The organism is uncultured Mailhella sp. (assembly GCF_944324615.1).
In the GTDB taxonomy this organism is placed as follows: Bacteria; Desulfobacterota; Desulfovibrionia; order Desulfovibrionales; family Desulfovibrionaceae; genus Mailhella.
In genome coordinates this window covers 1-11,395 of sequence record NZ_CALUWY010000081.1, presented here as the reverse complement: position 1 = coordinate 11,395, position 11,395 = coordinate 1, and the positions used below count along the sequence as shown (strand labels likewise).

The window sequence follows — 11,395 nt, the reverse complement described above, 5'->3', positions numbered from 1 at the left end:
CTGCTGTCGCGCCCCTGCCTTTCCGGCCTGCGGCATCCCGCGCATTCTGCCCCGGAACAGCGCTTTTCCCCCAGAAAGCAGCCTGAGCGAACCTGCCGACGCCGTTTTTCCTCCTGCCGACGCCGTTTCTGCCTTCCCGACGCCGTTTCTGCCTTCCCGACGCCGTTTCTGCCTTCCCGACGCCGTTTCCGCCTTCCCGAGGCCTTTTCCCCCCTTCCAGTGCCGTTTTTTCCCTCTCCTGCCATCGTTTTTCCCCTTCCAGCGCCGTTTCCGCCCCTGCGCCGCCCTCCCGTCTCCGGGCAAACCATGCTTCCCTGCCGTGCGCGGAACCCGGTACGGACGATGTGAAAAAAAGTGCTTTTTTTGCCTTTCGTGTAGCCGCCGCTACACGATTTTTTCCCGCGGCCCTTCTATGATCCGCCCATGGAGCCGGTTCTTCCGGCACATCCATGCTCCACACCATCAACCGGAGAGGTCTCGGATGATACATACCATCGACGCTTCCAAATGCACGGGCTGCGGCACATGCTTCAAAACCTGCGGTCTGGACGTGTTCCGGCTGGACACGGATCAGCCCACCCTTTCCCCCTGCGCGGCGGCCTGCCCCGCCGGCACGGACATGCGCGCCTGCAACTACCTGCTGCAGCAGGGCAAGCGTGAGGAAGCGGCGCAGAAAATCATGGAAAAGAACCCGTTCCCGGCCATTACCGGGCGCGTATGCCCGCACACCTGCGAAAAGGAATGCAGCCGCACCAGGGTGGACGGCGCCGTGAACATCAACGCGCTGGAACAGTACCTCGGCGACTTTTCGCTCAACGACATGCCGGAAAAGCCCGCGGTGCGGCACATCCACAAGACGGCCGTGGCCGGTTCCGGCCCTGCCGGGCTTTCCTGCGCGTGGTTTCTGGCCAAAGCGGGCTACCCCGTCACGGTATTCGAGGCCCTTCCCGAACCCGGCGGCATGCTGCGCTGGGGCATACCGGCCTACCGCCTGCCCACGGCCGTGGTGGAGGCGCAGATTGCCAGACTGCGCGCCCTGGGCGTGAAGTTCGTGTGCAACACCACCATCGGCGACAACGGCGACATTTCCTTTGAGGAGCTGAAGAACCGGGGCTTCAAGGCCGTGTGTCTGGCCGTGGGCGCGAGTGTGAGCCGCCGTGCGGGCATTGCCGGCGAAGATCTGCCCGGCGTGTTCCACGGGCTGGAATTTCTGCGCGCGGCGCGCAGAAACAGCAGCGACAAGCCCGAAGCCATGCCCGACTTTCCCCAAGGCGGCCGCGTGGTGGTGGTCGGCGGGGGTGATGTGGCGGTGGATGCCGCCATCACGGCCCTGAAGCTGGGCGCCGCAGAAGTCACCATGGTCTGCCTGGAAGAGAAGGACGCCATGCCCGCCTTCCCCCACAATGTGGAGGACGCCGAAAGGGAGGGCGTGAACATTCTTGCCGGCTGGGGCCCGGTGGAAATTCATGAAAAGAGCGGTCGCGCCGCAGGGCTGCGCATCAGGCGCTGCCTCGGCGTATGGGATGAGGAGCACCGCTTCAGCCCCCGCTTCGATGATGCCGACACCCGGGAGCTGGACGCCGAGGCCGTGGTGTTCGCCATCGGTCAGGCGGGCGATCTCTCCTTCTTCCCCACGCTGGAAAAGGCTTCGCCCACGCGCCTTGCCGTGGACCCCGTGACCATGAACACCTCGATATGGAACGTGTTTGCCGCAGGGGATGCCCGGCCCCGCCTCCGTCATCAAGGCCGTGCGCGCCGGGCGCGAGGCCGCCCTTTCCATGACAAGGCTGCTCATGGGCGCGCACCTGCACAGTGAACGAGAGGAAACAAGGCCCGTGGCGGAACACCTGCCCGGCGAGAACATCCGTTCCGTGCCGCGCCTTGAGCGCTCCCTCTGCGCGGCCGAAGGCTTCGGGGAAACGCGGCGCGGCTTCGACGACATCGACGCGCTCAACGAAAGCATACGCTGCATGACATGCGGAGCGCGCGCCCGCGTGGCCTTCCGCGACGACTGCATGACATGCTTCTTCTGCGAACTGAACTGCCCCGCCGGGGCCATCAACGTGCATCCGTTCAAAGAACGCCTTCCCCTCACCCTTGAAAGCAACATCGGAGGTTTCTGATGAACATCAAACCCATGGAATATACGTGCGACGTTCTGGTCATCGGCGGCGGCTATTCCGGTTCGTGGGCGGCCATACGCGCCGCAGCCCTGGGCTGCCGCGTGCTCATGGCCGACAAGGGGCCGGGCAACTGGGGCGGTCTCGGCATGATGAGCGGCGGCGACATGATCGTCATGCAGCCGGAATTTCAGGTGAATGATCTTCTGGACGACCTTGTCTACTACTACGACGGACTCTGTGATCAGACGCAGATCCGCACCATACTCGAAGCCTCGTACCGGCGCTTTCTCGACCTGGAATCCTGGGGCCACGTCTTTGCCAGAGACGATTCCGGCAGGCTTTTATGCGTGCCTCAGCGAGACCTGCCGCACATGCGTTACTACGTCTATCACCCCTACGGAAAGGGCGGCGCTCATGCCTCTGCCCTGCTCACGGAAAAGATGCGCGAACACGGCGTACGCCGCATCAGCAACGTGGAAATCACCGAAATCCTCAAGGACGGCGACGCGGTATGCGGCGCGGCGGGCTTCCATGCCCGAAGCGGCGCCCCGTGCCTCTTCCGCGCCCGGGCGGTGATACTCTGCTCCCACATCGGCGGCTGGAAGGAATCGTATCTTGCCAACACCTGCGCGGGCGAAGGCGCGTACCTGGCCTTTCAGGCGGGCGCCACGCTGCGGAACATGGAATTCGTCTCCCACTGGAACGTGCCCGTGCAGTTCGCCTGGGAGGGGCAGACCGGCCTTCTGCCCTACGGCGCGCGCTTTCTCAACAACAAGGGGGAAGACTTCATGCGCCGCTACTCCCCGGTGCACGGGGCCAAGGCCGACCCCCACTACAATATCCGGGGCATGGCGCTGGAAACGCAGGCGGGCAACGCCCCCATCTGGTTCGACACCAGCACCATGAGCGAGGAAGGCGTGCGCGTCATGACCCCCGCCGGGGGCTGGATGAAGCTGAACAACGACAAGCTCAAGAGCCTCGGCATCGACTTCTTCCACATGAAAACGCCCTGGACGCCCTCGGGCAAGATATCCTTCGGCGGCGTGGCTGCGGACGAGCACTGCATGACCGGCGTGCCCGGGCTTTTCGTGGCGGGCCGCGCCCTCAGCGTGCACGCCGGCGTGTACATGGGCGGCTGGGATACCTGCATCACGAGCACCACGGGCTACATCGCGGGCGAGGCGGCCGCCGACCTGGCCTCCCGGACCGCCGCCCCCGTTGCCGGCTCCGGACCGGAACCTTCCGACGACATGCTCTCGCGCCTGGGCAGGCCGGGCATTGCGCCCAAGGACATCGTACGGCGCATGCAGGAAATCATGGCCCACACCGACGTTTCCATCCTCAAGACGGGCGAGGGGCTTTCCCGCGCACTGGCCGAGGTGGAGGAGGTGCGCGACAACGTTCTGCCCGACATGAGCGCCTCGGAACCGCATTATCTGCTCAAGGCCATGGAGGCCCGCTCCATGACCATGCTCACGGAAATGTACCTCAGGGCCAGTCTGGCCAGGCGCGAATCGCGCTGCGGCCATTACCGGCAGGACCACCCGGAAAGAAACAGGGACATCTGCTGGATCGACATTGAAAACGCAGGCGGCGCCATCCGCACCAGGCAGGAAAGACTGCCCCTGGAACGCTACCCCGTAACGCCCACCCGCTTCTACATGGACGACTTCAACTACCCGAAATAAACCGCGCCCTTGCGGCACGCAGGCTCTCTTTCCGCTCCTCTTCGCCGCTGCGGAAAGCATCCCCCATCCTCAGCCACGCAGGCCCGGCGCCAACGCGCCGGGCCGACAGGAGACAGTATGAGCGGCTCCACTCCCGTCTCGATGAAATGGGCGCTGGCCCTGATCCCCGGCCTTGCGGTCATGGCCCTTCCCGAAACTCCCGCCTGTTCCGGCGACATGCTGCTCTGGGGCGGGCTGACTCTCATTCTTATTTCCATCTGGGGCATGCAGCTTCTGCCCGACATGGTGGTGGGCCTGGCCATCCCCGTCTGTTATGTCATTGCAGGCCTCATTCCCATGAACGAAGCCTACGCCCCGTGGCTGGGCCTGGCCCCGTGAACCACCACGGGCGGCATCATCATAGGCATAGCCCTGCAGAAAACCGGACTGGCCCGGCGCATCGTGCTCACCATTCTTGCCCGGTTCAGCCGCTCCTTCCTCGCCATGCTCTTTCTTCTGGGCCTGTCGGGCGCAGTGCTGCCCGTCATCCCCATGCCCGCGCGCTGCGTGCTCTTCGTTTCTCTGGGCGTGACCATCTGCGAGGAGCTGCACTTTGAAAAGAAATCCACCGCCGCCACGGCCGTGATGCTGGCGGCCATGTTCTCCGCCATAGGCACCGGGGCCATGTTCCTGCAGGACGGCGGCGTGTACATCTTCTCCCAGCTGCCGGATACGCCCATGTCCTGGACCGGCTTCTTCTTCCGTTCCGGCCTGCCGGCCTTCGTCATCCTCACCGCCAGCGTGAGCCTTGTGGTGCTCATGGTGCGTGACCGCTGGAACCTCCCCGTGCGGAGCATGCTGCGCGAACAGTACGAAAAGCTCCCGCCCATGTCCGCCCCGGAAAAGAAGCTGCTGGTCATTCTTCTCCTCATGCTTCTGGCCTTCATCACCATAAACAGAACCCACGGCCTCAACATCGCCATGATCCTCATGCTCGCGGCGCTTCTGCTCTTCGTGCCCCGGGTGAACGTGCTTTCCAACGACGATCTGAAGGCCTTCAACCACAGCATCGTGTTCATGACCTGCGGCGCCATGTCCATAGGCATCGCCGCCTCCCACGTTCAGGCCACCCAGCTCATCAAGGAGGCGCTCATTCCCCTGTTCGGCGCCTGCGGCGGAGGCTTCCCCTTCCTCATTTCCTTCCTCACCGGACTCATCGCCAACTTCTTCCTCACGCCTCTTGCCGCCATCAGCGCCCTCACCCTGCCCCTCCATGAACTTGCGGCGGAACTTGCCCTGCCCGTGGAAGACCTGCTCATCGCCTTCAACCTCGGCCTCGACCAGTACCTCTTCCCCTATGAAATGACGCTCATCTTCTTCTTTACCGGCACAGGCTACATGAACCTCTCCACCATGACCCGCCTCCTCGGCGCGCGCATGGTGGTATCGACCCTGCTCATCTTCCTCATTGCCGCCGTGTTCTGGAGCTGACAAGATCCTCCGCTCCCCCCCACGAAAGGCCCCCCTTTTCCTCCGGCGTTATTGCTGTTAGGAAAAAGAGGGGCCTTTCCCCATCGCCCGCACGGGCGTCTTATGTTGCGGCGGACTGCGCATGTCGAACGAATACACCAAGGGCATACTCACCATGTCCCTGCCCGCGCTGAACTTTCCGTGGAAGGATCTTGAAGAGCTGGGCACGAAAATGGAATTTTGCCGGGGAACCACCATTCCCTGCGAAAAAGTCCGGGACTACTTCTATTTTCTCAAGAAAGGCAGAATGTCCATTCTCTACACCGCTTCCGACAGAAAGGTGCAGACCATGGTGCAGATGAAGAGCGGCACGCTCTTCAACGTGGCCCACGCCCTGTGCGCGAAATCCACCTGCTTTCTCGACTGCTGCTCCCAGTTCTACTGCACAAGCGATGTCACGGCCTTCCGCTACCATTATTCCCTGCTCTACGACGAGGACTTCATACGCCGCTACCCCCGGCTCATTTCCAACCTCATGCAGTCGCTGGGCATCAAGCTCATGACCATGCACACGGCCCTGTCGCAGACCTCGGGTTCCACCCTGGCCAAGGTATGCCGCTTCTGCCTTCAGCTCGCCCTCGACGCGGAAGATGCCGCCCGCATCGTGCCCGGCATTTCTCAGGCGCAGATGGCCGACAGAATGGGCATGCACCGCACCTCCCTTCTGCGCGCCCTGCGCGAACTCAGAAAGCGCGGCGTCATCCATACCCTGAACGAACGCTCGCTCGTCATTGCCGACATGGATGCGCTGCGCCGTCTGGCCGAAAACGGGCAGGCGTAGCCCGCCCGGCAGTTTTCCGCCCATACGGACGGAGGGGCATTTCTCCGCCGCCCCGCTTGAAAAGCTCATGATGCGGCGTTACTCTTTCCCCGTGCCGCCTTTTTCCCGGGCGGCAGGCCGCAGCAAGTTTACCGAAGGAGCGCCCGCATGAATGAGGAAGCCGCCGTCCGTTCTCTGGAAGATGCCCTGAAGAAAAAACACTTTGTCGTCAAAAGCTATCAGCGCGGCTACCGCTGGACGGAAAGGCAGGTGAGGGAACTTTGCGAAGACATCGCCACTTTTGCAGAGAAAAGGAAAAAGCCCGGCGAAGATTCCGCCTCCGACGGAGAGAGGGGCGACATCTATTTTCTGCAGCCCCTCATCGTCAGACGGGATGGGGAAGACTGGGAACTCATCGACGGACAGCAGAGACTCACCACCCTTTTTCTCATGGATGCCGTGCTCTGCCGCGCCCTGCAGAGACAAAGCGCCCTTTCCTTCCACATCACCTATGAAAACCGGCCGCAAAGCGGCGAGTTTCTGAAGCGCCTTGCCGAAGACCCGGACCATGCCGACAGCCCGGAGGGAAAGGCGCAGGCCTCGAAAAACATTGATTTTCACTACATGGCGCAGGCAAGTTGCGTCGTACGGCAATTCTTCCATGAGCATACGCCGGACGAACACCTGTACCGGATACTCACTCAAAACGTCCGCGTGCTCTGGTACGACGTCACCCCTGAGGAAGGCAGCGCGGAGGAGCGCTTCACCCGCCTGAACATGGGCCGCATACCGCTGACGTGCGCGGAACTGTGCCGCGCGCTGCTTCTCAGCGCCCCCGGCGAAGGCGACATGCGCGAAAAAAGCCGGAAAAGCGCCCTTCTCGGCTCGATGTGGGACGACATGGAACGCTCCCTGCGTGAGGAGGACTTCATGGCCTTTCTCGGCGGCGATCAAGGGGACGATGCGCCGCGCATGGGTTTTCTGCTGGACCTGTACACCGGAAGAGGGAACAATACGGACGAGCTTTTCTCCTTCCATGCCATAAGCAAACTGCTGGAGGAAAAAACCGCCGAAAGCATTCTGCACGAGCTCTCCCTTCAGCATGAATACCTGCGCTTCTGGTACGAAGACAACGAGTATTATCACCGGCTGGGCTACCTGAACAACGTGGAGGGTAGAAGCGTTCTCGGAGAACTTCTGAAGCAGGCGAAGACCAGCCCGAAACCGGCCCTCAGGGACTGGATATCCGACCGCATACGCGGAAGCATCACCCGTAACGGGGCCTTTCCCGTACTGGAAGACCTACACTACCCCCAAAACAACCATATCATTTTGCGGCTGCTTTTCCTCTTCAACGTGGAATATGCGCGCAGAAGAAAACGGCGCTTCCCCTTCCGCATGTACCGGAGAAACAGCTGGAGCCTTGAGCACATTCAGGCGCAGAACGTGGAGGCGCTGCATACGAAGGATCAGTGGCAGACGTGGGCGAAAGAGCATGAAAAGGCCCTTTCCACCCTGCGCTTCGCCGCGCTCCCGCCTGCGGCAGGCGTGACGGAAGAAGCCTTCACCGCCGAAAGGAAGCGCTGCACCGAGGAACTTCAGAGCTTTCTGGTCCAAAAAAATCCGACGCGAGAAGACTTTGACGCCCTTTCCCGCACCGTGTTCGACTTCATGAAGCGCATGAGCGCTTCGGGCGGAAGCGATGTTCATTCCCTCTTCAACCTCGCCCTTCTGGACCAAAACGCCAACAGCAGCCTGAACAACTCCCTGTTCGTGGTCAAGCGCATGAAGATACTGGAAAAAATCAAAAAAGGCGAAGACATTCCCCCGGCCACGGAAGCCGTGTTTCTGCGTTACTTCACCGAAGAGGAGGAAACGCTGCCCTGGTGGTCGGAAAAAGACAGGGAGGGTTATGCAAAGGCCCTGCATGAAATGCTCGACGCCTTCCGGCAAAAGCAGGGAGAAGCCACGGTATGAAAACCACGACCTTTCACACGCTTATCCGGGAACATGAAATCCGCATTCCCCTCATCCAGCGCGATTACGCTCAGGGCAGGGAGGATGCCCGAAGCCGCCGGGTGCGCCGGGACTTTCTTCGTGCGCTGAAGGAGGCGCTGACCTCGGAAAAACCGCTGCATCTCGACTTCATCTACGGAGAAGAAGACGGGCGCACCTTCCTGCCCTTTGACGGACAGCAGCGCCTGACCACGCTTTTTCTGCTGCACTGGTATGCAGGATTGCTGGATGAGAACGCCATGCCCTTTACCTACGAGGTGCGGGAAAGCGCGCGGCTCTTCTGCCGGGAACTGCGCTCCCGCCCCCATGCCGGGCACCTCCCCAGGAACGGGGAGAAGCTTTCCAGCTTCATCAAAAATCAGTGCTGGTTCAGTCCCGCATGGAGGCACGACCCCACCATCGCGGCCATGCTGGTCATGCTGGACGAGATGGACGACACCTTCCGCGACATGCCCGACCTTGCGCGGCGGCTGAAGGAAAAAGAGCCCGTGCGCTTCTTCTACGAAGGCGTGCGGAACCTCGGCAACTCGCCCGAGGAAATCTTCATCAAAATGAACGCGCGCGGCAGGCTGCTCACGGACTGGGAACACTTCAAGGCGCAGTTTCTGCCCCATCTCAGGAAAAAATTCCCGGAGCGGGCCAAAGATATCGCGGATAAGCTGGACAACGACTGGCTCGACGTGTTCTGGACGCACTTTGCCGACAGAAGCGGAAAGGAAGACCCCGCGGAAGCGACGGACCGGGCCTTTGCCGCCTTCTTCCGCTATGTTGCGGATATGATGCTTGCCCTGCCGGACCCGGAAGCACCGGACGACGCGCCGGGAGACGACCTTTTCTCCCGCATGGTCGCCGCCCTCTCCCCTTCCCGCGAACGGCTCTGCCCCTCCTGCGACAATCTCGCCTTTCTGACGCAGGCGCTGGATGCGCTGCATGAGCGTATTGTTCCAGAAAAACGGATACCTTCCTTTTTCACAGGGTTCTTTATCAAGGCCAGCCCCGCCACCTTACCCCAAAAAGGAAAGATTTCTCTTTTCAGTCAGAGCGTCGACGAGAATGCCGACCTTTTAATGTGCTGCTGCGAAGGCAGGGCCGGTCATGCCGAAAACTTCCTGCATTTCGCCTGCCTGCTGGTGCTTGCGGAAGGCATCGGGCAGGAGGAGGCGAAACTGAGGCTCCGCATCCTGCGCAACCTGCTGGAACATTCCTCCCACGAGTTTGTGCCCGAATACAGGGCCGCGCAGCTCAAAGGCGTGTACAATCTCATTGTGAAAGGACGCCTGGATGAGGAAAGCCGGTTCAACGCCTGGCAGCTCAGGGAGGAGCAGGCGAAACTCAACCTGCGAAGGGCCTTTCAAGACGATGCGGAACTTCAGGAAGCTGTGGACTCTCTGGAAGACCACCCCCTTCTGCGCGGCAGAATCGCCGTGTTCTCCCGCGAAGAGAAGGAAACCGAAGCCAAAACAAAGACGCTTGTTTTCGAACGCGAACCCGTGCTCCTCGCATGGCGCTTCTTCCGCCTCGCCTTCGGCGAACATCCCGTCCCTTACGACACGGTGCTGCGCGGCCTTCTCAGCTTCGGCAACCATGCCCTGCCTGTGGTACGCCGCTTCTTTTTCGGATCTCAACGGTCCTCCGAAAACAAGGAACTTTTTTCCTCTTCCCCGGATACGGTTCCTTTCCGTCGCATGCAAAAGGCCCTGCAGGCTCTGATGCGGGCGACAGAGAAAGCGGAAACGGCAAAAGAGATGGAAGATGGCATCCATCGCAGGGCGGAGGCCTGGCTGCATTCCCGTGAAGAAAAGCAGAAGCTCTGCTGGCGTTACTATTTCGTCAAATATGAAGCCCTTCGCCCCGACGCCTGCGACACCAGGGGGTATTACGTCTGGGAAGACAACAAAAAGCGGCACTTTGAATGGTGGCAGACGGCAGGAAGCGATCTCCGCTCCTCCTACTGGAATCCTTATCTCTGGACCGCGTATCTTGCGGCAGAAGAGAAATGCGGTTCTGTACTTCGCTGGGAGTCTCGAGGAAAGTGGCAGATGCTCCTTCTGCCCCACGCTCTGGCCCTGTGGCCCGACGAACAATGCTGGATCATCGGCAGTGCCGAAGCCTGGGATGATCCGTTGAACGAGGAGCAGAAACAATACCTGCGAATGCTGCGCAGGCTTCACCCCGCCCTGGAGCTGACCACACCTCAGGACGGAGCGGAAGTCGGCAGGCTCCCCATTCCCGGCAAGGATTCCGATGAAGAAGAAAGTTACCTCCGGCATCGGTGTTATGATACCGAAGACCGCATACAGCTCATCCTGCCCGTGCTGGAAAGCATGGCGAAGCTGGAACACTCCTGAAAAACCGGGCCTTGCAGGGGCTATTCTTCCTCCTTCATGCGCCTTTGTCCCCCTCTTTCCGCTCCGCGGAAAAAGGGGGGAAATATTTTCCACAATTTTTCTGCCGTGTAAACACAAAAATGGCAAAAAAGTCCTTTTTCTTTTTCCTGAGAGAAAATATCAAAAAACGCATATTTTCCCTAACCATGCACACAATAACAACATCTTCCGCCATGAAACGGCGCTTCAGCCGTGAATGTTCCCTGTTTTTGCCGCCTGCATGATTGCACATAATCGTAAGTTTCTATACTATCGCCCTATCTGTTTTCACACGAACCCGTTTCTGCTATCCGGAGGAACCGTTATGAAGCTTTCCCGTGTGTTCGCCACCGTCGCCATGGCCGCCATGGCCTGCGGCATCGCCTTCCCCGCCATGGCTGCCGAACCCATTAAAATCGGCGTGTATCTGCCCCTCACCGGCCAGAACGCCTTCGGCGGTCAGCTGGAACTTGACGGCATCAACCTCGCCCACAAGGCCAAGCCCCAGGTGCTCGGCCGCGACGTGGAACTCGTCGTCGTGGACAACAAGTCCGACAAGGTGGAAGCGGCCAACGCCGTGAAGCGCCTTGTGGAACGCGACAAGGTTTCCGCCTACATCGGCACCTACGGTTCCTCCCTGGCCATGGCCGGCGGCGAAGTGGGCGAAAAGGCCAAGGTTCCCGGCGTGGGCACCTCCTGCACCAGCCCCCTCGTGACCCAGGGCAAGAAGTACTACTTCCGCGCCTGCTTCATCGACCCCTATCAGGGCGCGGCCGCTGCCTCCTATGTGTACAAGACCCTCGGCATGAAGAAGGCCGCCATTCTCATGGACGTGGCCAATGACTATTCCGTGGGCCTGTGCAGCTTCTTCAAGCGCTCCTACAAGAAGCTCGGCGGCGAAATCGTGGCCGACATGAAGTACAATTCCGGCGA

The 11,395-nt window shown here is 60.9% G+C and carries 9 protein-coding genes; all 9 read left to right on the top strand.

Translation table 11 applies throughout. The features are described 5' to 3' along the window. Positions 1-481 precede the first annotated feature (481 nt). Positions 482-1,816, top strand: a complete 1,335-nt coding sequence (locus Q0K07_RS11990; RefSeq protein ID WP_294559517.1) for an FAD-dependent oxidoreductase — start codon at positions 482-484, stop codon at positions 1,814-1,816. Then, positions 1,779-2,123, top strand: coding sequence for a hypothetical protein (locus Q0K07_RS11985; protein WP_294559515.1), 345 nt, complete (start codon positions 1,779-1,781; stop codon positions 2,121-2,123). The genes Q0K07_RS11990 and Q0K07_RS11985 overlap by 38 nt, the downstream gene beginning before the upstream one ends. Next, a complete protein-coding gene (locus tag Q0K07_RS11980) occupies positions 2,123-3,811 on the top strand; it encodes an FAD-binding protein (protein ID WP_294559513.1) in 1,689 nt (562 codons plus the stop codon). The genes Q0K07_RS11985 and Q0K07_RS11980 overlap by 1 nt, the downstream gene beginning before the upstream one ends. A gap of 117 nt (positions 3,812-3,928) precedes the next feature. Then, positions 3,929-4,189, top strand: coding sequence for a hypothetical protein (locus Q0K07_RS11975; protein ID WP_294559511.1), 261 nt, complete (start codon positions 3,929-3,931; stop codon positions 4,187-4,189). 15 nt (positions 4,190-4,204) lie between these two features. Continuing rightward, positions 4,205-5,281 (top strand): SLC13 family permease, encoded by a 1,077-nt coding sequence (locus Q0K07_RS11970; protein WP_367178904.1) that lies wholly within the window; start codon positions 4,205-4,207, stop codon positions 5,279-5,281. 121 nt (positions 5,282-5,402) lie between these two features. Next, positions 5,403-6,101 carry a Crp/Fnr family transcriptional regulator gene (locus tag Q0K07_RS11965; protein WP_294559509.1) on the top strand — a complete coding sequence of 233 codons (699 nt, stop codon included), beginning with the start codon at positions 5,403-5,405 and terminating at the stop codon, positions 6,099-6,101. Positions 6,102-6,248: 147 nt separating this feature from the next. Continuing rightward, positions 6,249-8,057 carry a DUF262 domain-containing protein gene (locus tag Q0K07_RS11960; RefSeq protein WP_294559508.1) on the top strand — a complete coding sequence of 603 codons (1,809 nt, stop codon included), beginning with the start codon at positions 6,249-6,251 and terminating at the stop codon, positions 8,055-8,057. Then, positions 8,054-10,444 (top strand): DUF262 domain-containing protein, encoded by a 2,391-nt coding sequence (locus Q0K07_RS11955; RefSeq protein ID WP_294559506.1) that lies wholly within the window; start codon positions 8,054-8,056, stop codon positions 10,442-10,444. The genes Q0K07_RS11960 and Q0K07_RS11955 overlap by 4 nt, the downstream gene beginning before the upstream one ends. A 343-nt stretch (positions 10,445-10,787) precedes the next feature. Beyond that, on the top strand, positions 10,788-11,395 hold a 608-nt coding region (locus tag Q0K07_RS11950; RefSeq protein WP_294559504.1), incomplete at its 3' end, for an ABC transporter substrate-binding protein.